At 56.0% G+C, this 24,443-nt stretch carries 24 protein-coding genes; 16 read left to right on the plus strand and 8 right to left on the minus strand.

From position 1 onward, the window contains the following. From AC0QKW_RS16365 to AC0QKW_RS16380, 4 genes are all read left to right on the plus strand, one after another. Positions 1 to 1,268, plus strand: a 1,268-nt coding sequence (locus AC0QKW_RS16365; RefSeq protein ID WP_473152153.1) for a HEAT repeat domain-containing protein, incomplete at its 5' end; no start/stop codon positions are given. A 29-nt stretch (positions 1,269 to 1,297) separates the two neighbouring features. After that, positions 1,298 to 1,534 carry a UPF0175 family protein gene (locus tag AC0QKW_RS16370; protein ID WP_473152154.1) on the plus strand — a complete coding sequence of 79 codons (237 nt, stop codon included), beginning with the start codon at positions 1,298 to 1,300 and terminating at the stop codon, positions 1,532 to 1,534. Next, positions 1,534 to 2,022: a PIN domain-containing protein gene (locus AC0QKW_RS16375; RefSeq protein WP_473152155.1), complete on the plus strand. Its 489-nt coding sequence runs from the start codon at positions 1,534 to 1,536 to the stop codon at positions 2,020 to 2,022. The genes AC0QKW_RS16370 and AC0QKW_RS16375 overlap by 1 nt, the downstream gene beginning before the upstream one ends. A 405-nt stretch (positions 2,023 to 2,427) precedes the next feature. Further along, positions 2,428 to 3,720, plus strand: a complete 1,293-nt coding sequence (locus AC0QKW_RS16380; RefSeq protein WP_473152156.1) for a Glu/Leu/Phe/Val family dehydrogenase — start codon at positions 2,428 to 2,430, stop codon at positions 3,718 to 3,720. Positions 3,721 to 3,804: 84 nt separating this feature from the next. Here AC0QKW_RS16380 and AC0QKW_RS16385 read toward each other — a convergent pair whose 3' ends face one another. The 3 genes from AC0QKW_RS16385 to AC0QKW_RS16395 all read right to left on the minus strand — a co-directional run bounded on the left by AC0QKW_RS16385 (position 3,805) and on the right by AC0QKW_RS16395 (position 6,720). Next, complete coding sequence (locus tag AC0QKW_RS16385; protein WP_473152157.1) at positions 3,805 to 4,479, minus strand: C40 family peptidase; 675 nt, start codon at positions 4,477 to 4,479, stop codon at positions 3,805 to 3,807. 79 nt (positions 4,480 to 4,558) lie between these two features. Beyond that, positions 4,559 to 6,028, minus strand: a complete 1,470-nt coding sequence (locus AC0QKW_RS16390) for a hypothetical protein (RefSeq protein WP_473152158.1) — start codon at positions 6,026 to 6,028, stop codon at positions 4,559 to 4,561. Between the two features lie 287 nt (positions 6,029 to 6,315). Beyond that, entirely contained in the window at positions 6,316 to 6,720 is a 405-nt protein-coding gene (locus tag AC0QKW_RS16395) for an AbrB family transcriptional regulator (protein ID WP_473152159.1), read from the minus strand. 492 nt (positions 6,721 to 7,212) lie between these two features. Between AC0QKW_RS16395 and AC0QKW_RS16400 the strand changes: the two genes are divergently transcribed. Together AC0QKW_RS16400 and cbiB are read left to right on the plus strand one after the other, a co-directional pair. Further along, complete coding sequence (locus tag AC0QKW_RS16400; protein ID WP_473152160.1) at positions 7,213 to 7,656, plus strand: RrF2 family transcriptional regulator; 444 nt, start codon at positions 7,213 to 7,215, stop codon at positions 7,654 to 7,656. Then, positions 7,634 to 8,629: an adenosylcobinamide-phosphate synthase CbiB gene (cbiB, locus tag AC0QKW_RS16405; RefSeq protein ID WP_473152161.1), complete on the plus strand. Its 996-nt coding sequence runs from the start codon at positions 7,634 to 7,636 to the stop codon at positions 8,627 to 8,629. The genes AC0QKW_RS16400 and cbiB overlap by 23 nt, the downstream gene beginning before the upstream one ends. A 34-nt stretch (positions 8,630 to 8,663) precedes the next feature. Here the strand turns inward: cbiB and gloA are convergent, their stop codons facing one another. Next, positions 8,664 to 9,095 (minus strand): lactoylglutathione lyase, encoded by a 432-nt coding sequence (gene gloA, locus AC0QKW_RS16410; protein ID WP_473152162.1) that lies wholly within the window; start codon positions 9,093 to 9,095, stop codon positions 8,664 to 8,666. Between the two features lie 173 nt (positions 9,096 to 9,268). Next, a complete protein-coding gene (gene pheT, locus AC0QKW_RS16415; protein ID WP_473152163.1) occupies positions 9,269 to 10,903 on the minus strand; it encodes a phenylalanine--tRNA ligase subunit beta in 1,635 nt (544 codons plus the stop codon). A gap of 554 nt (positions 10,904 to 11,457) precedes the next feature. On the opposite strand from pheT, the gene AC0QKW_RS16420 reads away from it, so the two are divergent. Next, positions 11,458 to 11,847 (plus strand): RidA family protein, encoded by a 390-nt coding sequence (locus AC0QKW_RS16420; RefSeq protein WP_473152164.1) that lies wholly within the window; start codon positions 11,458 to 11,460, stop codon positions 11,845 to 11,847. Positions 11,848 to 11,861: 14 nt separating this feature from the next. Here the strand turns inward: AC0QKW_RS16420 and AC0QKW_RS16425 are convergent, their stop codons facing one another. Further along, positions 11,862 to 12,521, minus strand: coding sequence for an energy-coupling factor ABC transporter ATP-binding protein (locus AC0QKW_RS16425; RefSeq protein WP_473152174.1), 660 nt, complete (start codon positions 12,519 to 12,521; stop codon positions 11,862 to 11,864). A gap of 33 nt (positions 12,522 to 12,554) precedes the next feature. Then, positions 12,555 to 12,830, minus strand: a complete 276-nt coding sequence (locus AC0QKW_RS16430; protein WP_473152165.1) for a UPF0367 protein family — start codon at positions 12,828 to 12,830, stop codon at positions 12,555 to 12,557. 366 nt (positions 12,831 to 13,196) lie between these two features. On the opposite strand from AC0QKW_RS16430, the gene AC0QKW_RS16435 reads away from it, so the two are divergent. The 8 genes from AC0QKW_RS16435 (at position 13,197) to AC0QKW_RS16470 (ending at position 20,211) form a co-directional block, all read left to right on the plus strand. After that, positions 13,197 to 13,697, plus strand: a complete 501-nt coding sequence (locus AC0QKW_RS16435; protein ID WP_473152166.1) for a DUF2231 domain-containing protein — start codon at positions 13,197 to 13,199, stop codon at positions 13,695 to 13,697. Then, the gene (locus tag AC0QKW_RS16440; protein ID WP_473152167.1) at positions 13,697 to 14,320 is read left to right on the plus strand and encodes a DUF2231 domain-containing protein; all 624 of its coding nucleotides are present in this window, start codon (positions 13,697 to 13,699) and stop codon (positions 14,318 to 14,320) included. The genes AC0QKW_RS16435 and AC0QKW_RS16440 overlap by 1 nt, the downstream gene beginning before the upstream one ends. Before the next feature lie 19 nt (positions 14,321 to 14,339). After that, positions 14,340 to 15,245, plus strand: coding sequence for a cytochrome c oxidase subunit II (locus AC0QKW_RS16445; RefSeq protein WP_473152168.1), 906 nt, complete (start codon positions 14,340 to 14,342; stop codon positions 15,243 to 15,245). A gap of 251 nt (positions 15,246 to 15,496) precedes the next feature. After that, positions 15,497 to 17,182, plus strand: coding sequence for a cytochrome c oxidase subunit I (gene ctaD / locus AC0QKW_RS16450; RefSeq protein WP_473152169.1), 1,686 nt, complete (start codon positions 15,497 to 15,499; stop codon positions 17,180 to 17,182). A 70-nt stretch (positions 17,183 to 17,252) separates the two neighbouring features. Then, positions 17,253 to 17,780 (plus strand): cytochrome c oxidase subunit 3, encoded by a 528-nt coding sequence (locus tag AC0QKW_RS16455; RefSeq protein WP_473152175.1) that lies wholly within the window; start codon positions 17,253 to 17,255, stop codon positions 17,778 to 17,780. Positions 17,781 to 17,862: 82 nt separating this feature from the next. Next, complete coding sequence (locus AC0QKW_RS16460) at positions 17,863 to 18,252, plus strand: hypothetical protein (RefSeq protein ID WP_473152170.1); 390 nt, start codon at positions 17,863 to 17,865, stop codon at positions 18,250 to 18,252. After that, positions 18,249 to 18,680, plus strand: a complete 432-nt coding sequence (locus AC0QKW_RS16465; RefSeq protein ID WP_473152171.1) for an HNH endonuclease — start codon at positions 18,249 to 18,251, stop codon at positions 18,678 to 18,680. Before AC0QKW_RS16460 ends, AC0QKW_RS16465 begins: the two co-directional genes overlap by 4 nt. A gap of 19 nt (positions 18,681 to 18,699) precedes the next feature. Beyond that, positions 18,700 to 20,211, plus strand: coding sequence for a GMC oxidoreductase (locus AC0QKW_RS16470; protein ID WP_473152172.1), 1,512 nt, complete (start codon positions 18,700 to 18,702; stop codon positions 20,209 to 20,211). Here the strand turns inward: AC0QKW_RS16470 and AC0QKW_RS16475 are convergent. Beyond that, positions 20,208 to 22,439, minus strand: a complete 2,232-nt coding sequence (locus AC0QKW_RS16475; RefSeq protein ID WP_473152173.1) for a PAS domain-containing protein — start codon at positions 22,437 to 22,439, stop codon at positions 20,208 to 20,210. The two genes, AC0QKW_RS16470 and AC0QKW_RS16475, sit on opposite strands and share 4 nt — an antisense overlap. A 1,003-nt stretch (positions 22,440 to 23,442) precedes the next feature. On the opposite strand from AC0QKW_RS16475, the gene AC0QKW_RS16480 reads away from it, so the two are divergent. Continuing rightward, entirely contained in the window at positions 23,443 to 24,150 is a 708-nt protein-coding gene (locus tag AC0QKW_RS16480; protein ID WP_473152176.1) for a cytochrome b/b6 domain-containing protein, read from the plus strand. Positions 24,151 to 24,443 lie beyond the last annotated feature (293 nt).

Consider the following 24,443-nt stretch of genomic DNA (forward strand, 5'->3'; position numbering starts at 1 on the left):
TCGGTAGTGAACGTGCTATAGATAGCCTGCTAAATACCTTGGATGACACTGAGGCTTCGGTTCGAAGAAATGCGGCAGAGGCATTGGGGAAAATCGGCAATGAGCGTGCTATGCATAGCTTATTAAGTGCTCTGAATGACACTGATACTTCTGTTCGAGAATATGCAGCGCAGTCATTGGGAGAAATCGGTAGCGAGCGTACTGTTGACCACCTGCTACAGGCCCTTTTTAGCACTGATGAACTTGAACAGCAGCAGCTTCTGATAAAGTCATTAATAAACATTGGCAGCAAGAGCGCTATCGAGGGCTTTTTAAGCTATGTAGGCACTATTGACTCTAAGCTTCGAATGCTTATGGAAGTGTCGCTAGGACATATATCTATCAACAGCCATACAGAACTTGATGACTTAATAAGCACTCTGGAGCACACTAGCTCTGTGTTCCGTCGAAATTCGGCGATGGCTCTAGGAAAAATTGCTAATGATCGCGCTGTTGATGGCTTAACAAAAACCTTGAGCGATCAAGATTCTGACGTGCGGAAGCAAGCAGTGATAGCGTTGGCTAGAATCGGTAGTGAGCGCGCTATGAATGGCTTGCTAATGGCTCTACGCAATATTGGAGATAACGATCGTGATTTTGCAGCAGCAGCATTAGGACAAAACGGAAACCCTTCGCTTTTGGAAAGCCTCTGGCAGTTACACCGTCAGCGACCAGAGAGCTGCCTATGGAAAGCTATTTCTGCCATCCAAGACCGCTGCAAGTTCTACAACTACGAAATTTGGCAAGCCTATCTGGTAGGCCAGCAGGGCGACACTGCCCCCAGCCAAAGCGACAAAATAATTGCAAACACGATAACAATCCAAACTGTAGAAAAACTAACAATCATGAGCAACAAAGCACCAATTTTCAATCAGCAAAACGCAACAATCGGCGTCAATTATGCGGCTGAAGGCAGTCAGCAAGACTTCACTCAGCACATCCACGCCCCAGAGCAAAACTTTGAGATCCTTCTAACAGGCTACAAACACTTCATCAACGAACTCCAGCAACAACATCCCCACCTCACCAACGAAACCGCCATCATCCAAACCATCGACACCGAAGTCCGGCGCATCGATACCCGTTGGCAAAACTTCCTCAACCTCAAACGCCTGTGGAACGGCGGCAAAAAAGCAGCTATCAAAGTCGGCGAACACTTTGTCGAATCTAACCCCTGGGGCAAAGGGGCGATCGCATTTCTCGAAGGCGTCAGCGAAGATGTGAAGTAACCATCATTAAACTAAGCGGACTCAAAACCATGCAAATTACGCTAGATTTGCCCGACGACATTCAACTTACAGAAACCGATTTGCGCACAGAACTAGCGATCGCCCTCTTCCAGCAGGAGCGGATCACCCTAGGTACAGCCAGCCAGATTGCCGGACTCCATCAGATTGAATTTCAACGACTGATTGCCAGTCGCGGCATCTCTATTCACTACGACATTGACGAGCTAGAGCAAGATCTTTCCAGCCTACGCCAGGAAGGTTGGTAATGGCGATCGTCAGCAACACCTCACCCTTGAGCAATCTGGCAGTTATTGGTGAGCTTGATCTGTTGCAGCAGATTTATCCCAAAATTCTGGTGCCACCGATTGTCCAATCTGAGCTTATGCAGTTCGCTGAAATTCGGCCTGCGATCGCCACAGCATTGGCCGCAGGCTGGCTTGAGGTACAAGCCGCCCAAGACCTTCAACTAATCTGGGCCCTTGAGCAAACCCTCGACCCAGGGGAATCCGCTGCAATTGCCCTGGCCATCGAGTTACATGCCGATCGGCTATTAATTGATGAGCGTTTAGGTCGGCGTATAGCCATGCAGCACGGTCTTAAGGTTCGCGGCCTCTTGGGGATTCTCGTCAACGCCAAAAATCGGGGTTTGGTCTCCGCCGCCAAGCCACTGCTAGATCGCTTAATCCATGAAGCAGGCTTTCGCATGAGCCAAACACTCTACGAGCGCACCCTCCAGGAAGCAGGTGAGTTATGAACGCTCAATATTGCTGAAGGCATTTGCACCATGGCACTAGACATGAGAAAAGAGAAAGACAACTCCGGCAAAATGGATGCACCCTAGGACAAAGGGGCGATCGCCAATCTGTCAGGGGGCATCCACTCTAGCCTGGTGGCTGACTGCCCCCTGCGAGAAGCAAGGAGCGGTTAGCCACCACGGGAATGGGCAGGAGGAACAGTGAGAAGCGTGAAATGGTAGCTTTTAATACAAAATATTGCTTTTTGGCTTAGCTGATTCCCCTTAGCGGAACCATAAATATATCGGCAACCATACCAACTCCAGCTCAGAATCTGTCGTTTTCCTACAGTCAGGCCCTCACTTCTGAACTTAGATTGGGTTGATTGCCGCCGCTTCATTTTCCCTTTGCTCCGGTGTTAGTCTATGGCCGCTTCAATTTTGTCTGATGCCAACCGCCGTCTTGAGCGGGCGCTCAAATACGTTTCCATTTCTGAAGATGCCTCGGAGCGGCTGCGCTACCCCAAGGCCAGCCTCACGGTCTCCATTCCGGTACGGATGGACAACGGCACCCTGAAGGTGTTTCAGGGTTACCGGGTGCGCTACGACGACACCCGTGGCCCCACCAAGGGGGGCATTCGCTTTCACCCCGATGTCAACCTCGACGAAGTGCAGTCGCTGGCGTTTTGGATGACCTTTAAGTGCGCGGCGCTGAATCTGCCCTTAGGCGGGGCTAAAGGCGGCGTGACGGTCAACCCCAAGGAACTGTCGAAATTTGAGCTAGAGCGCCTGAGTCGGGGGTACATTGACGCGATCGCCAACTTTATCGGCCCCGACGTCGATATCCCTGCCCCCGATGTCTACACCAATCCTATGATCATGGGCTGGATGATGGATCAGTACAGCATCATTCGCCGCAAGCTCAGTCCGGCCGTGATCACCGGCAAGCCCCTGAGCATGGGTGGCAGCCAGGGCCGCGATACCGCCACTGGCACCGGGGCTTTCTACGTTTTGCAGGCAATGATGGCCAAGTTTGGCCGCTCCCCCCAAACTACCACCGTGGCGGTGCAGGGCTTTGGCAACGCGGGCAGCGTGATCGCCCGGCTGCTGTTTGACGCCGGGTACAAAGTCGTGGCCGTCAGCGACTCCCAGGGGGGCGTATATTCACCCTCGGGGCTAGATATCCCCAGCATTCAGCAGTTTAAAACCTCGACCCGCAGCCTCAAGGCCGTCTACTGCGAGGGGACGGTGTGCAATATCGTCAACGATCACACCACCATTACCAACGAAGAGTTGCTAGAGCTGGATGTAGATATTCTGATACCAGCGGCCCTGGAAAACCAAATTACCGCCGAAAATGCCGACGCCATTCAGGCCCGCTACATTTTTGAAGTGGCCAACGGCCCTATCACCTCTGAAGCCGACGACATTTTGTCCGCCAAAGGTATCTACGTCTTCCCCGATATTTTGGTGAATGCGGGCGGGGTGACGGTGAGCTACTTTGAGTGGGTACAAAACCGCAGCGGCCTCTACTGGTCGGTAGAAGACGTCAACAACCGTCTCAAGTCTATGATGGTGACCGAGGCCGAAAGCATCTGGAAGATCGCTCAGGATCTCGAGATTCGCCCCCGCACGGCTGCCTACGTACATGCTCTAGAACGTCTGGGCGACGCCCTCAACGCCAAGGGCACCCGCGACTACTACGTCAGCGGCGTCTAGGCCCATTTCATTCTGAAGGAAGGCGGCAGATGCTAGAGTTTCAGGCTGATTCCCCGTCTCCTCAAGGCTTATGCCTCTCGCCAGTCAAGGGCAATAGCTGGTCATGACCCGGCCTGGTCGGCGCAGCTGGGCGTGGTAGGCGGCGCTGACGGGATGCGACAGATCGTCGAGCGAATCGATACCGATGCCGTTGCGGCCCTGGTCGGCCCCTGAACTGTGAATATAGCGACCTTGCCCCAGGTAGAGGCCGACGTGCTTGGTGCGCTCCGGAGTGCCAAAAAAGATCAAATCGCCTGGCTCTAGGTCACCCCAGGCGATCGCCTGGGTAAAGGCCTCCTGCTGGTAGGAGTCGCGGGGTAGGCGCACCCCCACCGAGGCAAAGGCTGCCTGCATCAGCCCAGAGCAGTCGTAGTTAGGGGCCACAGTGCCGCCCCACAGGTAGGTATTTGGGGTCGCCATGGCCCGGTGGGTAAAGGCCATCACCTCGCTGAGGCGGGGGGCAATGGTGGCGCGATCGAGGACTGGGGCACGGTAGGGAGCGGTGGCCGGCTCTAGGGTCACGCGATCGCCAGCGCTGATCCAGCCGGGGTAGCCGTCTTCACAGAGGGTGACAGCCCAGGCCCCTGCCCTAGGAGACGGTGACAGCCGTAGATGTCGGCCTGTGGCCGCCTGGGTTACCAAGCCGTCGAGGGCCGGAGCTTTATAGAGATTGAGGGGCCGACTACAGACATATTCATCAGCCGCCGGGAGAAGTGTCATGTCTGGGCTGGCTGATCCGGCTAAGTCGCGACTGGCATGGTTAGCATCTACCGATGCTTTCATCCATCCATCCATCCCACTAGTCTCCTTTATCGCCAGAGTTGCGAACGTTGACCACTTTTTTGAGCAGGTTAAACCAAAAAGTAGACCCCATAGAAATAGCAAACCCACTCACCAGCCACCCCAACAGTCGGCGGGGAAGCAGGGGAACTGGCCACGACTGCTCTGCCGCTAGCTGCTGCTGCACAACCACCTCACCATAGCCCAGGGGAAAGGGAATTTCGTCGAGGGCCTGGTTGACTGCCGTCTGTACCTGATCGAGATTTTGGCTGAGGTCGCCCTCGGCGTCGGCCACGAGACGATCGGCGGTCTGGGTGATAGAAGTGCGCAATATTGGGTCAACGGCCAGGCGAGTGGCAATGTGAAATGAGTCGGCATTGATCGAGACCGCCGTGGCGATACCGATCAGCAGGGCTACGGCTTTGGAGTTGCGCTTGTAGACTCCGGTGGCTCGATCCATCCCCCGGTCAAACCACTTTTCAATCTCGCGACCAAACTGCTGTACGTCATCTCGAACGGTCTCGGCAGTGACCTCGCTCTTGCGAGCGATCGCCGCTAGACTGTCGCGCAGGGCTGGGGTGATCGTAGCCTTACCCAGACGATCGAGCAGGGCTTGTGCCTCTGGGCTACCCCTCTGGGCTACCCGACCCAGCTCTGCGTAGGCTGGGCTGTTGGTGTCGAATATGTCTAGCAGCTGGGCCACATTGGGGTACAGCTTGCTGAGCAATGCCGCCCGTTCTGTAGAGGTGCTGGCCAGCCCCCGCTGAATGTACTCTAGACGGCGCAAAAACGTCTCCGTCAGGGGATGATTTTCGGGCAGTACATCTTCGGCCATCAGGCGAAAATCCTCCAGCCGGGTCACCAGGCGATCTAGGCTTTCGGGCAGAGAGACAATGCCCAGCTTAAAGTCATCCATGATTTGGTGAACGTTTTGCTCTAGCTGCTGGAGTTCGGCATTGAGCAAAAACTCATTGCCGGTATTGGCCTTGAGGTCGCTGAGAATATTAGTCACCGGGGCTAAGATGCGATCGCGGGTAAACCCATAGAGGCGATCGTTGGCCAGCACCTGCCAGAGATTGCCCAGCTGCATACGCTCCATCAGGCTGTTGGCAAAGGCCTCGGAGGGAATGTAGGAAGGCCCGCTAGTTCTGCCCACCCCAAACACATTGCGCTGGCCTGTAAGGCGGCGATAGATACGGCCAATAAAGTGCGAAATACCCCGGAACGATCGCGAAATTGGCCCCTTAGCCTCCTGATTTAAACTGCGAATCCAAGGACTTTCGTAGAGGGCATCGGCCAGAGCCTGGGCTGACTCTTCGCGATCGCGATCGTTACCAGCTAGCAGCACCTCAATAGACTGCTTCAAATGCTCAGCTCGCCACTGCAAAAGCGTGCCAATAATCTCCTGCATCTCACTTGCCAGCAGGCTCAAAACCAAAAAAACAAAGACCAGCCCTAGAGCAATATCTAAAACTATAGGGAAGTTCATAGAGTAACCGTGGAATTCTGTATTTTGAAACTTTACTAGACACTCTTGGCTAGCTGGTCAAACGGATAGACCCTGCGCCGTTATTACTCCTACCCTAGTATTTTTCAACACTTGGGGACAACACCATGCATTGCCTAAGCGTTACCCAGCCCTAAGGCAATGACAACACCCAAATTAAACAATTCCCTGAACACAGAGAAACAATGGGCAACCTAGCCCACCACAGACCTAGCCTGCCCATTGTACTCAACTGCCCTAAAAACGGATCACACTGATCGACAGGTAGTTTAGGCCTCTTCATCATCGATCACAGCGCCGTTATCACCCAGCTGCTTAAGGCGAATGTGCTTGCGTCCCAGGGTAATCTCAAACTCATCCCCAGGCTTTAGCCCCATCTGCTTGGTGTAGCTAGAGCCAATTAACAGATTGCCGTTAGACTGCACAGTAATCCGATAGCTGGCGCTGCGGCCACCGCGCCCATTGCCATTTTGGGTACTGTCAAGCTGAATTCCCTCCGCTTCAATGAGAGCATTGAGAAATTTCATCATGTTGACCCGAGGGCTCCCCGAGTTGGTCAGGCTGTAATAACCACAGGCTTTGGCCTTATCTTCCTTGCTGAGTTCGTCTAGCTCTTTAACCTTTTGTAGTAATTCTTCACCGATCAGTGGTTTGACCTGAGTTGCGTTAGCCATTAACTCTCTTCTCGTTCACAACGGTTGGTTTCAGACCTATTGAGCATGACAGTGAAGTCGATCTGCCGGACTATGGGCTAGACGCCGAAACAGTCTTTGGTTGCTTTTCAGTAACTGGCTGACTTTAAGGCCGACTCTGGGGCTGGCTCAAGTTTTATGCTATTAACAGCACGCCAAATGATACTACAGCAAAATCTTTTTTGCATGCTCTTTTTTGCCAGGCTTACTTTTCTGCAATAGAGATTGAAATAGTAGTCTTCTCAACTCATCTATCAAAGCTATAAATGCCCCAGTCAAAGCTAGTACTTTGATCCTTGATTCCTTCGATTGAGTTAGCTATCTGGCGGGTATACCCAACTCAGCTCAGCATTTAGGGCTGAGGAGCGTCCCATGGGCGCCCGATCGCGCGTTGCCTGGTCAAGATCTGGGCAACCTTACGCCAGCATTGAACGCCATAATTGAAAGGCTTGCTGACCGAGGCCACCTCCCGCAATGAAATTAACCACTCGCGGCCACTACAGCGTCAAAGCCCTACTAGATCTAACCCTCCATGCTCCCCGCCAGCCGATCTCAGTGGCCACCATTGCCCAGCGCCAGGGGTTGCCCCCCCCTTACCTCGAAAAGCTCCTGATCGACCTGCGGCGGGCAGGGATTGTGGAGTCGGTGCGCGGCCCCCAGGGGGGGTACCGGCTAGCTCAGCCCGCCGACCAGATCTCTTTAGGCCAAATTCTTGAGGCGGTGGGTGAGCAAATCGACCCGCTACCTCGCCACAGCCCCCAAGCCGACCAGGCCGAAGACTGGGTTACCTTTGCCGTGTGGAACCGCCTGTCGCAAAAGCTCAAAGAAGCCCTCTATAGTATTTCCCTAGAAGACTTGTATTTCGATGCTCGCAGTTGGCAGGCGGCCCAGGGAGATGATGTCAGCTTTGTGGTCTAGCGAACTGTGGATTGACCGGGCTTTGGTGTTGGTGCTGGCGGCTGGGCTAGACCGCCTGGTGGGTGACCCCTGGGGCTGGCCCCATCCGGTACAGGCGATCGGTCAGGCGATCGCCTGGGGGAGTGAGGGCATTCAACAGCGCAAACTGTCCCCCAGGGCAGAACGAGGGCTGGGCGTAATCCTGGGTCTGGGTATAATTCTCGGCAGCGGGCTGGCGGGCTGGTGGGCCATACGCCTGGCGGCAATGATTCATCCTGCGATCGGGATGGCGGCTGAAATCGTGCTGTTAGCCAGCTGCTTTGCCGGACGCAGCCTGCGACGGGCAGCCAATGAGGTGCTAGCACCGCTGGCGACAGGAGACATGCTCACGGCCAGGCAAACGCTCGCCCTCTACGTGGGCCGCGACACTGAGCACCTCGATGAGCCAGAGATCTTGCGGGCCGTGCTAGAGACAGTGAGCGAAAACGCCACTGACGGCGTGCTTGCGCCCCTGTTCTACGCCCTGGTCGGGGCCTTTTTGCCCTGGGGCAGTGTGCCCCTGGCCCTGGCCTACAAAGCCGCTAGCACCCTCGACTCGATGGTGGGCTATCGGGATGCGCCCTACACCTACTTAGGCTGGTTTAGCGCCCGCTTTGAGGATGTGCTGACCTGGCTGCCCTGCCGGTTAACTGTGCTCACCATTGCCCTGCTGTCGGGCCAGCCCCGCCAGGTTTTGCGCCTGTGCCGCCGCGACGCCCCGGCTGACCCCAGCCCCAACGCAGGGTGGAGCGAATGCGCCTACGCGGCAGCCCTGGGGGTGCAACTGGGAGGGCAAAATATGTATAGAGGCCAAATAAAAGAAAAACCGCTGCTGGGAGATCCGGTGCAGCCGATTACGGGCGATCGCATTCTTGCCGCCCTAGCCCTCACCCGTCGCACTGCATTGCTGGGGCTGGGGCTGGGCGTCACTGGTCTGGTCGCCCTAGCCCTGTAGGATAGTCAGCCGATTTGAGCTCAGGTTTAGCCGATTAGCTCACCGCCATCTCTGGCTCTGCGGCTCTGCGATGCCCATCGGAGCTACCCAACTGAATCAGCTCCACCTTATAGCCATCGGGGTCTTGCACAAAGGCAATCACCGTAGAGCCGTGCTTCATCGGGCCAGGCTCGCGCACCACCTGGCCACCCTGGGCCTTGATCTGCTCGCAGGTGGCGTAGATGTCGTCAACCCCCAGAGCAATATGGCCGTAAGCCTCGCCCAGGTCGTAAGCCTCTACACCCCAGTTGTGGGTGAGCTCTAGCACTGTGTGGTCAGCCTCGTCGCCATAGCCTACAAAGGCCAGGGTAAACTCGCCGCCGGGATAGTCTTTCTTGCGCAGTAGCTGCATACCCAGCACATCGCAGTAAAACTTGAGAGAACGATCCAGGTCGCCGACCCGCAGCATGGTGTGTAGTAGTCGCATAGGTGAAGTTGCCCTCATGGTGGATCGTTACCATTATGCCCATGACGCCAGAGAGCGTGGCGGCGATTCTTCACGGGTTGGCTGAGAGCGCCGATTCCCCAGCGCCTCATACCAAACCCAACTCACATAACCCCAGCGCCCCCAAGGCGAAACCGGAGGAGCCCAGATCAGCGCTAGCTCCCAGCGCCGCCGCCCAAACTGGCAGAGCAGTCTAGCTCCCCAGCACAAACCGGCTCAGGAAACGAGAAATATTCCAACAACTGGGGGTGGATTTCGCCAAACTCGCCCACGGATTGCCCACCCACCAGTACCGTGGCGGCGCGACCAGAGATGTAGTAAGGGGCATCACAGACAACCAGCTCGTAGCTCAGATTCAGGGCCTTGAGCATGGTCTGCATATAGGCCTTGGCGGTGCTAAACGAGGCCCGGGCATCGAGGCTGGCAAAACCCCAGCCTTGGCTCTCTTGAATCTCACCCGCTGGAGTAAACCGCAGCACTTCACCTGTCTCGTAGATATTGATGGGTTTGGGGGCGCTGATATTGCGGGCCAATATGTCTAGTAGCCCGGCTTGGAGGTTGGTGCGGGTAGCGCTAAAGGTGCGACTCTTGGCGTTATCGGCTCGCAGATAGGGGACAGCAAACAAATCGAGAATATCGGGGTCGGTGAGCACAAAACTTTTGACCTCCGTCAGCTCCATACGCTGGGCCAGGTCGCCCACCCGAAACATCGCCTGCCGCAGAGGGGCAGCCTCGCCCAGGTGAAACTTTACCGTTAGGGGCTCGGCTTGGAGATTGCCAATGCCCAGGGCTACCAAGAGGTCGCCAGCGAGGTCAACTTGGCTCAATATGTCAGTGCGGTAGGTGGGCACGTACACCACATCGGTGCCGCTGACATCGAGATCCATTCGGGAGAGCACATTTCCCAGACTGCTTTTAGGAATGGCCGTACCCATGATTTCGTTTAGATATTTGGCCGAAAACTGTATCGGGCGACGGGCTAGACCGGGGGTGATCGTTTTACCTTCGGCGGCTATGATGTCTACGGTTTGCACCTGGGCACCAGTGTCTAAAAAATTGTGGGCCAAGATGTTGGCGGTCTCGACTACAGATCGGGCCACAATGCCCGTGACATCAATCAATAAATTGCGGGTGGCGGCGGTGATTGCTCCCACGCCTGCTGCGTTAATGATGGGTGGGAAGGAAAGCACCGCGCCGTTGGCATCGCGGAGCACAGGGGCTAGGTCGCCCGCTGGGATTGCAGATCGATAGACCTTGCCAGAGGGGAGAGTCTCTAAAATCTGACGCGCCGTCATAGCCTCGCTCTGGCCCAGAGGCACAAAACTAAAGCTATCTAGAGACTCTGCACCGTAGGTCAAGTTACCCTCCACTTGATCGAGGTCATAGACCCCGATCGCAATTTTTTTGCGCTGTCGTCCAAACGTTTGGGTAACCTTCTCCTGAAATTGCACTAGCACTTCTAGCCCTCCCGCCTGGAGGTCAGCCCCCCGCACCACCAGGGCGGCAATGTGAGGGCGCAGGGGCAGTACCGCTGGCAGTACTGTCACCTGCCGCCCCGATGACGGCAGCGGGTGAGGCACCGTCCGAGCTAGGCCGTTATAGATGTTAATCGCCCGGGTAAACCCTTCTGCCGCCAACAAGTCTGGACGCTCAGCCGTGACCTCAACCTCAAGGTTTGGCCCCTTAAGCGTGGCATTGAGGCCGTAGTCAAAAGCCTGCAACGCCAACATTTCAGGAGGAGTGGCGGTGAGCCGCTGCAAGTAAGCCAGAGGAAAAGTAACGGTTGGCATAGGGACGGCGCTGTTGCATGAAAGGAGGGGTACGGACGGGGCCATGGTCTAGGGTTTAACGACCACCCAAAACCTGATGCCGATGTAGTACCGAGCCTGTAACTGGTCTGAGTATAGCGCTGGCCTGAACCAGCGAAGCAGTCTCACCCCATGGCTGCGTAAAGACGCGCTGGCTAGATCGTGACAACATGGCCTGGGTAACGAGGAGCCTCGCAACCCTACAGTGACGTAGCGGGGGCAACCCTTACCCGTCTCTTTTCCCTAGCCGGGCGGCTAGCCCAAGGGGTGGTCAAATTGTTGTTTTAGCGAATGCAGATCACGCTGCCGCTCAGACCAAACCCTGCTCGTCTACCCCCGATTTAGCAGGGCGAACGGCGGCCAGGCTACACCGACGCCCTACAGGTTGGCCAGTTAGGCATCGGGGGGATGGAATTCAAATTTGGTATAGGGCTTTGCCGGTTAGCCGAACGAAAATAGGTGACAAACAATATGGAACGGTTAAACTTGGGCCTGCCTACTCTAAACTAAATGGCTGTTGTTTGCGGTAGTTGCCCATGCTGGAGTTTATGACCCTGCCCAATGACGTGCTGCCCCCGGTGGCACCCTACTCCCACGCGGTGCGGGCGGGAGATTTTTTGTTTGTTACCGGGCAGCTAGCCGAAGATCCAGCTACGGGTAAAGTCGTCAAAGGCTCGATTGAAGATCAGACCCGCCGGGTGATGGAGAACCTCGCCCTGGTGCTGGCCCACGCGGGCAGCGGCTTTAACAAGGTGGTGATGGCGCGCATTTTTGTCACCGACTTTCGCTACTACGAGGTGGTGAATGCTATGTATCAGTCATACTTTGGCGGTGCCCCTATGCCCAGCCGCACCACTGTGGGGGTGACGGCCCTGGCGGGCTATGGTGATGTCGAGATTGATCTGATTGCCTACTGTGGCGAGTAGAGTATGGCAACCCGTTAGCTCTGGAGGCGCTGTTTTAAAACCTGGGGGTCGCCCTCGTCGAGTACGCGCCCATTTTCTAACAAAAAGGCGCGATCGCAGTAGTCGAGCTCTACCAGGCGGTGGGTCACCCACAGGGCGGTCAGCCCTCGCTGCTTGACCAGATCGCGCACCCGTTTGACTAAGTCGATTTGGCTGTCGGGGTCGAGCAGGGCGGTGGGCTCATCGAGCAAGAGTACGTGGCAGTGGCGGGCGATCGCCCCGGCGATCGCCACCCGCTGCTTTTGCCCACCGCTGAGGGCATAGATAGGCCGCCGCTTGAGCTCCAGCAGGTTAATAGCTGCTAGAGCATCGTCGACCCGATGGCGAATTTCGGCCATGGGCAAGTGCTCATCCACCAGGCCAAAGGCCACATCGGCCCCCACCGTGGGCATCACCAGCTGGTGGTCAGGGTTTTGAAACACAAACCCCACTGGCTTGTCGATCGCCCACTCGCCGCCCTGGGGCGTGAGCAACCCCCCCAAAATCTTGAGCAGGGTAGACTTGCCGCTGCCGTTGTTGCCCAGCAGCATGCAAAATTCGCCGGGCTGCACCGTCAACGAGCATCCCTGCAGCACCGGCTGGCCCGAGGGCCAGTCAAACTGCACATTGCTGACTTGAATAGCCCCTGTGGCCAGACTTGAAACACCCGTCACTTGCTGCCAACTCCGCTACTGGTCGCCGCTGAGAGCAAAGAACCCCGGTGGCCGACCCGATGCCGTAGCGGTGCCGCTCTTCTCGTAGATTTGTACCGCTGCCAGCTCGCTGCCCAGTATGCTGACACGCTTGTTGGGCTGCTGGTCGCAGGCGACCTCAATCAGCTGACTACCGCCGTTGCGCAGAGTCTCCACAATGGAGTTGTAGGTGGCCTCGGCGTCACCCTGGTCTTTTTTTTGCACCGAGAGGGGCATAGCTGTGTGCTTTAAGGTCAACTCAATCGTGAACATAGTCAAATACTACCCAATAAGGTTGAGAGACTGGCGGCTTTAGCGCAGCACGCCTGTCTATATATAAAGTGTAAGCGGTCGCGATCGCACTTCCTAGAGTGGCCGTAGATTGCCCGTCTGCGGAGATGCCCCCCGGCGGGGGTAGATCTGGTTTATTTCATAAAAATACACCCCAGCATTACCTCACCAATGCGACAATCTGCCCACATCCCCCATGGCTCCAGTGACTGATAGCTGTGATACCTACCCAATCCAGAACAGCTTGTTATGCTCAAACTGCGGCCAGCCTAAAAGTCACCCAGGCGCTACACTCTAACCGTATCGTTTCACCCTGCTCAAGCTCCCTACCCCCAAGGAAAGCCCCCTGTGTTTGAGTATCTGCCCCCCCTCAACGAGCACAATCTGCCCTACCCCGACACTCTGCACCCCATCGTGGTGCACTTTGTCATCGCTATGGCGCTGTTTGCCTTTGTGTGCGATGTGATTGGCTATTTCACCAAAAACCCCCGCTACTTTGAAGTCAGCTGGTGGAACATGGCCTTTGCCACCGTCTCTATTTTTATCGCGGTGATCTTTGGCCAGGTGGAAGCGGGGCTGGCCCTGCCCTACGCCCCCGCCGCCGAGTCCACCCTCAACCTGCACACCATTTTGGGTTGGTCGCTGTCGGGCATTATTGCCGCCATTACCGGCTGGCGCTACGTGCTGCGGATGAAAGACCCTCAGACGCTTCCTATGGCCTATCTGGGGGCTGGGGCCTTTCTCACCGGGCTGGTGTTTGTTCAAACCTACCTGGGCGACAAGCTGGTGTGGATCTACGGCCTGCACACCGTGGAGGTGGTGGAAGCAATTCGCGACGGAGTGCTGTAATGAGTGCCGATTTGATTGATCAACTGGCCGATCAGCTGGGGCCAAATGGGTTGCCCTACTATCTGCCCATCCACCCCAACATGGTGCATTTGACGCTGGGGCTGTTCATCGTGGCGATCAGCTTTGATATCGTTGGGGCGCTGTTTCCCCTTGAGAAGCGGGTGTTTAAGTTTTTGGCCATCCCGGCTACTCGCTCCAACTTTTTTGATGTGGGCTGGTTCAATATGGTGGCGGCGGCGATCGTCACGTTTCCGACGGTGGCCGCAGGGTTCTACGAAATGCTGCTGGCCCAGCCCCCTACCGAGGGCACTAGCGCCTGGGGGCTAGAAAGTTTGGAAACCATGCTCTGGCACGGGGTGGGCGGCGTGGTGCTGCTGGCGCTGATCACCGGCATGGCGATCTGGCGGGGCTTTCAGCGCTACGTCTGGCGCAAAGATCGGGCTCGCCAGGTGCAGTGGTCGTACCTGCTGACGGGGCTGGGGGTATTTGTACTGATGTTTGCCCACGGCACCCTGGGGGCGCACTTGGCCGGGGAGTTTGGCGTGCACATCAGCGCCGCTCGTCTGCTGCGGGCCGGGGAAGATTTGACGATTTTGAATGTGCTGTTGCCGAAGGGGTTCTAGAATTGTGAACATTCGGTTGATGTTGAAATTGGGTGCGATCGCCGCCGTTTTGGCCCTCGCCAGCCTCTGGGTGGGGCAACTCTCCTACTCCTGGATGCCCGAACCCGCCTCCGCAGAAGCCCTGCTGGTGGACGATCTGTTTAGCTTTCTCACCACCCTGGGCACCTTTATCTTCCTAGGCGTGGCGGGCACCCTGACCTACTCGGTGCTGTTTCAGCGGGCGGGCAAGTACGACGAAAGCGACGGCCCCCCCATTGAGGGCAACCTCAAGCTGGAGATTGTCTGGACAGCCATCCCTATCGTGCTGGTGATCTGGATTGCGGGCTACAGCTACAAGATCTACGACGAGATGGGTATCTTGGGGCCGATGGAGCACGTGCATATGGGAGAGGCGATCGCTGCCCCGATGGTGGCTCAAGCCTCCCCAGAACCCGAACCGATCGAAGTCCACGCCCGCCAGTGGGTCTGGGAGTTCTACTACCCCGAAGCGGGGGTCACTAGCACCGAGCTGCACCTGCCCAACAACACCCGCGCCAAACTCGCCCTCACCTCCGAGGATGTGCTCCACGGCTTCTTTGTCCCAGCCTTTCGGGTCAAGCAGGACGTGATTCCGGGCCGCAAAATCGACTTTGAGTTTACCCCCATTCGCGAGGGCGTCTATCGCCTGCGCGACTCCCAGTACAGCGGCACCTACTTCGCCGCCATGCAGGCCAATGTGGTGGTGGAATCCTCCGAGGCGTACCGGCAGTGGCTTAGGGAAGCTGCCGCCAATCCGCCCCAGCCCGGCCTCAACCCCTCCTACGACGAGTACCAGGTCAAGGTAGAAAACCGCGAAGACCGCCCCGGCTGGAAGACCATTACCCCCGCCCGGTCGCCCCTGGTGAACTTCCCCGGTTCCCCGGAGATCCCGGTTCCCAGGCTTTAACCCTGAGCGATCGTAGGTTGGGTGAAACGAAGTGCAACCCAACAACCCCACCGTCGGGTTTCGCTACTTCCCCGGTTCACTAGAGATTCCCGTTCTCAGACCCTAGCGCAAGCCCGATTCTCCAACGGTGGGTTACGGCGGCCCCTAATTAACCTGTCCCCAGCCCCAACCCCGACCGCCTAACCCACCCTACGGCTACCACTCAAACTCAAACTCAACATTCAAAACTCCTCCCCTACCGCCCCTTCCCCATGACCGACCTTACCCTCGACACCGCCCCCAAGCGCGAGCAGCCCGTCCCCGGCGAGCCGGAAAACTGGCGGCGGTTCTTTAGCTTCAGCACCGACCACAAAGTCATCGGCATTCAGTACATCGTCGTCGCCTTTGTGTTCTTTCTCATCGGCGGCTTTCTCGCCATGGTGATGCGCGGCGAGCTGATTACCCCCGAGGCCGACCTGGTCGATCGCACGGTGTACAACGCCCTGTTCACCATGCACGGCACCATCATGCTGTTCATGTGGACTTTCCCGGTGCTGAACGGGCTGGCCAACTACCTGGTGCCCCTGCAAATTGGCGCGCGGGACATGGCCTTCCCCCGTCTGAATGCGGTGGCCTTTTGGCTGGTGCCGGTGTTTGGGGTGATTCTGATGGCCAGCTTTTTGGTGCCCGGTGGGCCGTCCCAGTCGGGCTGGTGGGCCTACCCGCCCGTGAGCCTGCAAAACCCCACTGGCAACCTGGTCAACGGCCAGTTTTTGTGGATTTTGGCGGTGGCCCTCTCCGGCATTTCCAGCATTATGGGGGCGGTGAACATTGTCACCACCATCATTCGCATGCGGGCACCGGGGATGGGCTTTTTTAAGATGCCGGTGTTTTGCTGGGCGGTGGCGGCGGCCCAGACCATTCAGCTGTTTGGCCTGCCCGCGCTAACGGCGGGAGCCGTGATGCTGCTGTTTGACCTGACGGTGGGCACCAGCTTTTTTGACCCGGCCAAGGGGGGCGATCCGGTGCTGTTTCAGCACTTTTTCTGGTTTTACTCGCACCCGGCGGTGTATGTGATTATTCTGCCGGTGTTTGGGGTGTTTTCGGAGTTGTTTCCGGTGTATGCCCGCAAGCCGCTGTTTGGCTACCACTTTGTGGCGGTGTCGTCGTTTATCATCACCGGGCTGAGTGCGATCGTGTGGGTGCACCACATGTTTGCCAGCGGCACCCCCGGCTGGATGCGGATGCTGTTTATGGCCAGCACCATGCTAATTTCGGTGCCCACCGGGGTGAAGATTTTTGCCTGGGTGGCCACCATCTGGGGCGGCAAAATTCGCCTTACTACGCCCATGCTGTTCGCCCTGGGCGGCCTGGTGAACTTTTTGTTTGCGGGCATTACCGGCGTTATGCTGGCCTCGGTGCCCTTTGATATCCACGTCAACAACACCTACTTTGTGGTGGGCCACTTTCACTACGTGATCTACGGCGCGGCGGTGATGGGCATCTACGCCGCCATCTACCACTGGTTCCCCAAAATGACGGGGCGCATGTACTACGAAGGGCTGGGCAAGCTGCACTTTGTGCTCACCTTTGCCGGGGTGGCCCTCAACTTTGTGCCCATGCACTTCGCCGGGCTGATGGGCATGCCGCGCCGGGTGGCCTCCTACGACCCCGAGTTTGCCTACTGGAATGTGCTGGCTAGCTTGGGGGGCTTTTTGCTCGGGGTTTCAACCTTGCCCTTTTTACTGAATATGATCAGCTCCTGGATTTTGGGCGAGAAGGCTCCGGCGAATCCCTGGCGAGCGATTGGCCTAGAGTGGCTGGTGGCCTCGCCGCCGCCCCATGAAAATTTTGCTGAGATTCCCACCGTGGTGTCTGAACCCTACGGCTACGGCAAAAACGAACCTTTGATTGCTTCCCAAATGGCGTCTACGGAGTTGGCCAGTGAGCTCAGTTAACCTCGATTCAAACCTCAATACAGCGGCTACTGTCCCCGCCGCCGAACACCACGAGGAAGGCGAACATCTGATGTTTGGCTTCATTGTCTTTCTGCTGTCAGAGAGCGTGATTTTTCTCAGCTTTTTTGTGGGCTACATTGTCTACAAAACCACCACCACCGACTGGCTCCCCGCCGGGGTAGAGGGACTGGAGGTGCGCGAGCCGTTTATCAACACCATTGTGCTGGTGTCGAGCAGCTTTGTGATCTATATTGCCGAGCGCTTTTTGCACAAAGAAAACCTCTGGGGCTTCCGCGCTTTTTGGCTGCTGACCATGGCCATGGGCAGTTTCTTTCTCTACGGCCAGGCGGTGGAATGGCAGGGGCTAGAGTTTGGCTTTACCGACGGGCTCTATGGCGGCACGTTCTATTTGCTGACCGGGTTCCACGGGCTGCATGTGCTCACCGGGGTGCTGATGCAGGGGATTATGCTGGGGCGATCGTTTATTCCGGGCAACTACGACAATGGCGAAGTGGGCGTGGCAGCGACCTCACTCTTCTGGCATTTTGTCGATGTGATCTGGATTATTCTATTTATCTTGATCTACGTGTGGCAGTAGTTGTGGCCCTTACCCCTAGCCCCTCTCCCTGAGGAAAAGGGAGCCGGAGACCACCTAAAAAAACTTTGCCTAGGTATCTACAATGAGCACTCAAGTCACGATCACACTGCCAGATGAGGTCTACCAACGGGCTGAGCGCTTTGCTCACCTGGCTAATCGGGATGTGGCAAGTGTTTTAGCAGACTCGATTTTGATCTCAATACCAGCTATTCGCGAAGAAGTGCTAATGCTGGCCCCGATCGCATCCTTAGCGGATGAAGAGGTGATCGCCTTAACCCAATTACAAATGGAGCCAGATGATGATCAGCGGCTTAGTCTGTTGCTCGATCGCCAACAAGAGGTCACTTTAACTAGCTCTGAACAGCTAGAGTTAGCAACTCTAATACAGATCTACCAAGAGGGATTACTGCGGAAAGCGACAGCCCTAGGCGAGGCTGTGAAACGAGAGTTGATTGAGCCGTTAAGCGAGTGAGCCAAATTAGTTTAGAAGTTCGAGAGAGAGTCAGATCTGGTGCTAGTAACCGGTGTGGATATTGCCTCAGCCAGCAGAAGTATGTATTGGGCGTTTTAGAAATTGACCATATTGTTCCTAAAGCTGCGGGTGGTTCTGATGATGAGGAAAATTTGTGGCTGGCCTGTCGGTTATGCAATTCATATAAGGGCACTCAGACCAAGGCAAAAGATCCTGTTACCCACCGCACTGTAAATCTCTTCAATCCCCGTTTACAAATCTGGGAACAGCATTTTGGATGGATTAGCGGCGGTATTTTGATTGAGGGCAAAACGGATATAGGTCGCGCTACTGTTGGTGCCCTACAGATCAATAATCCCTATGCCGTTACGGTCAGGCAAGCCTGGATTTCTGCGGGATGGCACCCACCCGATATATTTTCCACCTGAACTTTTATAGGGAAGCACCATGATTCTCGACGACCAGCACTACGACGTGATTATTGTGGGTACCGGGGCGGGGGGCGGCACCCTAGCCCGCAAGCTGGCCCCGTCGGGCAAGCGCATTTTGCTGCTAGAGCGGGGCGACGCCATGCCCCTCGACGAGCAAAACATCAGCGATGTGGATATCTTTCAAAAGCAGCGCTACCACGCCCCGGAGCAGTGGTACGACGGCGAGGGCGAGCCCTTTACACCCCAGATGAAGTATGCGATCGGCGGCAACACCAAGATCTACGGGGCTGCCCTCCAGCGCATGCGCGAAAAGGACTTTGAGACGGTGAACCACCAGGACGGCATTTCGCCGGAATGGCCGCTGAAGTACGGCGATCTGGAGCCTTACTACACCGAGGCCGAGGCCATGTACCAGGTGCATGGCCAGAGCGGGGTAGACCCTACGGAACCTTCCCGCAGCAGTGATTATGCCTACCCGGCGATCGCCCACGACCCCACCATTCAGCCAGTGGTCGAGGGCATTGCCAAGCAGGGATGTCATCCCTACCCGTTGCCCATGTCGCTGTCGCTGCGGGAGGATGATCCAACGGGGGATGCGGAGGTGTTTGGGGTGAATCCAGCCCTGGACTTTGGCAACGTTACCCTTAAGACCGCCGCCAAGGCTACAGGGATTCTCACTAACCCATCGGGCACAGCCGTCAAAGCAGTGCAGGCGGAGGTCAACGGCCAGCCCTATATCTTCACCGCCGACATCATTGTGCTGGCCTGCGGGGCGATCAACTCGGCGGTGCTGCTGCTGCAATCGGCCAATGAAAAGCACCCCAGCGGCCTGGCCAATGGCTCTGACCAGGTGGGCCGCAATCTGATGAAGCTCACGATGAGCTCGATTGTAGAGGTGACGGCCCAGCCCAACTCGGGCAAGTTTCCGCGATCGGTGGGCATCAACGACTACTACTGGGGCGATGGCCAGTTTGCCTACCCCATGGGCCACATTCAAAACATGGGCGGGGTACTGCAAGACGCCATTTTTGCCGAGTCGCCGCCCGTTCTCTCGCTGATTACCAAGTTCATGCCCAACTTTGGGCTCAAGCAACTGGCGACCCGATCCATTGCCTGGTGGGCCATGACCGAGGTGCTGCCCGACCCCAAAAACCGGGTGGAGGTCAAGAACGGCAAGCTCACGGTCCACTTTGCTGCCAACAATGCCGAAGCCCACGATCGCCTGGTGTACCGCTGGCTCGACGTGCTCAAGGCGGTGGAGAAGGAGAGCAGCCTGTTCTCGCGATCGGGCATGCACCCCCGGGGCGAGGTACCGCTGCCAGCGATGGCCAACCAGTGCGGCACCTGCCGCATGGGCACAGACCCCGCCACCTCGGTGCTCGATATCCACTGCCGCGCCCACGAGTTAGATAACCTCTACGTGGTTGACAGCAGCTTTTTCCCCTCTAGCTCTAGCGTGGGGCCAGCGCTGACGGTAATCGCCAATGCCCTGCGAGTGGGCGACCATTTGCTGGAGCGTCTACTCTAAGGAGAGTCGTTGCAGGTCTCAGCAATATGGCACTGATTGCGCCCGGCCAGCTTTGATTGATATAGCGCAGCGTCGGCGGCGGCCAGCAGGTCATCGCAGGGCTGCCCTTGCTGCGGTATACCACCGGCTAAACCAAAGCTGAGAGTGATGTGGCCGGTTCCCGAGGTGTTTCCGTGGGGTAAGTTTGCTGCTGCTAGGCAAGCCTGAATTTTTGTCACCACCGCGATCGCCCCTGCGGTCGTTGTTCTAGGCAGTAGTATGACAAACTCCTCACCGCCATAGCGAGCCAGCACATCCCCTGGTCGATGCACAGAGGCTTTCATGATTTGGGCGATTTGCTGCAAACAGCGATCGCCTGCCGGGTGGCCATAGTGGTCGTTGTAGGCTTTAAAGTGATCGACATCGCAGATGATCAGGGCTAAGGGGGTTTGGTCTCGCTGTGCCACTGCCCACTCCTGGGTTAACATCTGGTCAAAATAGCGGCGGTTAGACACCTGGGTGAGGGCGTCGGTGGTGGCCAGTCGATTGAGTTTAGCGTTGGCCTTTTGGAGCTGCTGAGTGAGATCTTGGAGCTGCATTTCGGCGCGCATTTGGTCGTCAATATCCTGCAATGCTCCGTAGATGCGCACGCAGGTGCCGCTCACAAATTCTGCCTGCCCCAGCGATCGCACCCACAGCAAATTGCCCTGGGCGGTGACTATTTGCAACTTCTCATCCCAGGGTTGACCCGTTTGGCAAGCTTGCTGAATGACCGTGGCAATGCGCTGGCGGTTAACCCCCTCACAGTAAAAGCCTATGGCCGTTGCTAGCGTCGGCTGAAAACCACCATCTACCTCGTGAATTTCTCGCGTGACGGCAGTCCAGTAAATAGTGCCCTGCCGGAGGTCAACTTCCCAGCCGCCCACCCGAGCTACCGTATTGGTCTGCTCTAAAAAAAGCTTGGTGCGCTGCAGCTCGTTCTCTATTCGCTTGCGATCGCTAATATCCTGCACAATCGCCAGATCTGAGATCGGTTGCCCCTTAGCATCCCGCAAAATGGACAACACTAGATTAGTCCACCGGGCACTGCCGTCTTTGTGAAAGTAGCGCTTCTCTAAGGTGACCGAGGAGGTCTCGCCTTTCAGCAGTTGGGCAATGGCGGTTTCGGTGGCCTCTACTTCGGCGGGGTGGGCAATGTCTTGGTAGCGCAGCTGTAACAGTTCAGCTTCGCTATAGCCCAGCAGGTTGCAGTAGGCCTGGTTAGCCTGCAAAAAGTACCCGTCTAACCCTGCTTGATTGATGCCAATGGCCGCTTGGTCAAAGATGGCGCGCAGTCGTCCTTCGCTTAGCCGCAGCGCCTCCTCTAGCTGCTTTTGGGCGGTAATGTCGGTGGCAATGCCGTCGAGCCGCACCGGTCGGCCATCGGTGTTGTAGGTCACCTTTGAGCGATCGCGCACCCATCGAATGCCACCGTCGGCATGGGTAATGCGATACTCTATGTCGTGACTGGCCTGATTGGCTAACTGGTTAAGCAGTGCATCGATTTTAGGCTGGTCTTCTGGCAAAATTAGGCGACGCCAGAGGCCATGGTCAGCCAAAAATGCCTCTGACGCATAGCCGTAGAGCGTCGCCGAGGCAGAGTTCATATAATGGGTGGTCATGGTTTGCAGATCGACCGACCACACCACACCGTCGATCGTATTAACGATGCTCTCTAGCAGCGCGTGCTCGGCTTCTAGCTGAGTCTGCAATGCCTGCAACGCTCGTGTGCTTGCTTCTACCTGCTGGGTGATCACCTGGCTGAGCCGATGCTTTAGAACCTCTGCGCGTTTGCGCTCGGTCACATCTCGCAAAATAGAGAGATGATGATGGGGGCAAAAATTAGCCGTAGTAGAAAACTCAGCAATTCGGTCTTCCCCGTGATTTCCCCGCAGAATGACTTCTCCTTGAAGTTGGCCCTGGGATAAAAACAACTGCCACTGCTGAGACAGATCAATTCCAGAGGGCACCACACAAAAATCAGCGATCGTCCGGCCAATCAGCCGATCTAACTCAACCCCCAGTAGTTTGCAGGCAGCCGGGTTAGCATCGACATAGCGGCCCTGGTCGTCGGTAATCATCATGGCATCTAGGGCCATGTCAAATAGGCTTTGCCCCTGGGTGTTTAACAGTGAGCGTCTACCCTGGTCGCGCTGGGGCGACGGGCCAGTACCAGTACTTGCAGTGCACCCATCGGGCGTTAGTGACACGGTTAAATCAGGCAACAACAAGACAGCGGCACAGTCCCTTTGCCCAACCCCTCTTTGTTCATTGAGGAGTGGCTAAAATCCCCAGGGCAGCCTGACCCGTCAGAGCGGTGACCTGCATAGGGCCAAGCGTGTAGTTAGCATGCCCAAGGCTTGCCCTCAATTTGCTTATAGTCAGAAGACCGCACAAACACTTACGACAATTGGCGGACCGTAGCAGAAAATATCCATAAAAAATGGCTTAGGAGCTGTAAAAAATGAAGTCATGAAACTTGGATTTTTGCTTCCCGCAGTTGAGCGATGTCGTTCCCCTGGGGGCAGATCTTGCGATAAGAAATGAAGACAGCCTGCTGGGCATCAAAGACTTTGACGTGGGTTGGGTAGTGGCCTTTGAGTAAGGTGGCTTCAGCCTCGTTTGAGTTGACGGGCCTCGCATCAGCGCCATCATCAGCGTCAACGACTGCCGGGGCTGGCTGGCCCAGGTGATTGAAATTGAGCTATGGCGATCCTGCGTGAATCGTGAAAATCCGTAGGGCAGGCGAGAGGCCTCTTTCCCCTGTATGAATCAAGTCGGATTGCTATCGCCAAGTGATTTTCAATAGGATCCTATGAATCCTCAGTGATTATACTGATCATTCTCACAGGTTATTCTGGATTGCTACATGCACACCACAGCCCAGAAGCAAAGAGGAGCCGATCTGGCTTTCAGAGCCTAGGAGCGCGGCTTGCTCCTCGTTCGCGAAGCGTTCTGCAGCCAAGGGCGACCTTTCAAAATTCTGGCTGAGAAGTTTTGCTGGTTAGCTAAGAATATCCAGCCATGCTGTCATTTTCAGAATGAATAGAAACTTCGAGTTTTTCATTTTTGATTCATTTTCTTAGGATTTAAGCTTGAATTTGGTGAAGCTATCCTGTGAATAGATAAAAACCATATCTAACTGTGGTTGAGATTGTCTATAATCTTCTGGCTAGACGATCTCACTATCTAGAAAATAATCAGTGCGCCACTATGAGCCCAACGCAACCTTATCAACCCCTGCTATTACGTTTTTTGCATGGGCTAACGGGGCTATGTCTAGTTGCTTCTATCTTGACCGCATTTTGGACCTATAACGCCTACGATGGCCGTTGGGGAACTGTTCCATTGCCAAGTTTTCAGGCTATTGAGGGCATCCACGGCACTTTTGGCCTCTGGACTTTGCTAATTTTTCCAGCTTTTGTAGTCTATGTCTGTCGACCAGGTCAAAGGCGTTTAATCCAGGCCAACTCCCTGGCGACATTCACTAAAATCGGTCAGCCAATCTGGTGGTATACGCTAAATCGCGTCTTCAATACCCTGGCACTTTTAGCTTTAACCTTTGCCCTCTTTAGCGGCAAGATGATGGATGAAAAATGGCTGCCTGAAGGCGAGTTGAACCACGGATGGTACTACGCCCATCTCATCTCTTGGGTTGTGATGGTGGCCGCGATCGCTCTTCACCTGCTGATAAATGCCAAAGTTGGGGGAGTACCGTTGCTGCTTTCCATAGTGCAGTGGCGCTACCGAGACCAAGACAGTCCTACCCGTTGGCCCCAGCAGGTGGCTCAGTGGTGGGCTCGTTACTGGCCAAAACCTTGGTTGGGATGGTGGCAGTCTCGGTCTGCCCTGATTGGCCTCGAAACGGCCCTATTGTTCACTATAGTGGCAGCTTGGCTTATTCCAATTTTCAAAAATTAATGTCTTGCTCTGCACTACCTATCTGCTCTGTTCTACTGTTCGCTACCACCCTGAAACTACTAATTGGTACTATTGAAAAACTTCCAGCACTAAGACCTGCTCTCAGCACTTGGCTCCTGATCTAGTTGCTCAGTTGGATGAGCGCCCTGAGGAAACCAATCGGCCATGGTGCCCGTAAGATGGAGTCGATATAACTCCAGGGTAAGCGCAAGAAAACTATCGAGACATTGTGCTAGGTTGCGAGCCCTGCAGCAAGGACAGTGAGCATGTAGTCAGGACTCATTGAGGCTCGC

The sequence above is a fragment of the Pseudanabaena sp. PCC 9330 genome (genome assembly GCF_055795045.1).

What these genes read in the sequence shown, in the direction of transcription:
- AC0QKW_RS16430 (WP_473152165.1), bottom strand. Translation starts at nt 12,830, where the DNA reads ATGTTCACGATTGAGTTGACCTTAAAGCACACAGCTATGCCCCTCTCG.
- ctaD (WP_473152169.1), top strand. Translation starts at nt 15,497, where the DNA reads ATGACCGACCTTACCCTCGACACCGCCCCCAAGCGCGAGCAGCCCGTC.
- AC0QKW_RS16395 (WP_473152159.1), bottom strand. Translation starts at nt 6,720, where the DNA reads ATGGCTAACGCAACTCAGGTCAAACCACTGATCGGTGAAGAATTACTA.
- AC0QKW_RS16420 (WP_473152164.1), top strand. Translation starts at nt 11,458, where the DNA reads ATGCTGGAGTTTATGACCCTGCCCAATGACGTGCTGCCCCCGGTGGCA.
- AC0QKW_RS16400 (WP_473152160.1), top strand. Translation starts at nt 7,213, where the DNA reads ATGAAATTAACCACTCGCGGCCACTACAGCGTCAAAGCCCTACTAGAT.
- pheT (WP_473152163.1), bottom strand. Translation starts at nt 10,903, where the DNA reads ATGCCAACCGTTACTTTTCCTCTGGCTTACTTGCAGCGGCTCACCGCC.
- AC0QKW_RS16440 (WP_473152167.1), top strand. Translation starts at nt 13,697, where the DNA reads ATGAGTGCCGATTTGATTGATCAACTGGCCGATCAGCTGGGGCCAAAT.
- AC0QKW_RS16375 (WP_473152155.1), top strand. Translation starts at nt 1,534, where the DNA reads ATGGCGATCGTCAGCAACACCTCACCCTTGAGCAATCTGGCAGTTATT.
- AC0QKW_RS16455 (WP_473152175.1), top strand. Translation starts at nt 17,253, where the DNA reads ATGTTTGGCTTCATTGTCTTTCTGCTGTCAGAGAGCGTGATTTTTCTC.
- AC0QKW_RS16390 (WP_473152158.1), bottom strand. Translation starts at nt 6,028, where the DNA reads ATGAACTTCCCTATAGTTTTAGATATTGCTCTAGGGCTGGTCTTTGTT.
- AC0QKW_RS16385 (WP_473152157.1), bottom strand. Translation starts at nt 4,479, where the DNA reads ATGACACTTCTCCCGGCGGCTGATGAATATGTCTGTAGTCGGCCCCTC.
- AC0QKW_RS16460 (WP_473152170.1), top strand. Translation starts at nt 17,863, where the DNA reads ATGAGCACTCAAGTCACGATCACACTGCCAGATGAGGTCTACCAACGG.
- gloA (WP_473152162.1), bottom strand. Translation starts at nt 9,095, where the DNA reads ATGCGACTACTACACACCATGCTGCGGGTCGGCGACCTGGATCGTTCT.
- cbiB (WP_473152161.1), top strand. Translation starts at nt 7,634, where the DNA reads ATGATGTCAGCTTTGTGGTCTAGCGAACTGTGGATTGACCGGGCTTTG.
- AC0QKW_RS16480 (WP_473152176.1), top strand. Translation starts at nt 23,443, where the DNA reads ATGAGCCCAACGCAACCTTATCAACCCCTGCTATTACGTTTTTTGCAT.
- AC0QKW_RS16445 (WP_473152168.1), top strand. Translation starts at nt 14,340, where the DNA reads ATGTTGAAATTGGGTGCGATCGCCGCCGTTTTGGCCCTCGCCAGCCTC.
- AC0QKW_RS16370 (WP_473152154.1), top strand. Translation starts at nt 1,298, where the DNA reads ATGCAAATTACGCTAGATTTGCCCGACGACATTCAACTTACAGAAACC.
- AC0QKW_RS16470 (WP_473152172.1), top strand. Translation starts at nt 18,700, where the DNA reads ATGATTCTCGACGACCAGCACTACGACGTGATTATTGTGGGTACCGGG.
- AC0QKW_RS16380 (WP_473152156.1), top strand. Translation starts at nt 2,428, where the DNA reads ATGGCCGCTTCAATTTTGTCTGATGCCAACCGCCGTCTTGAGCGGGCG.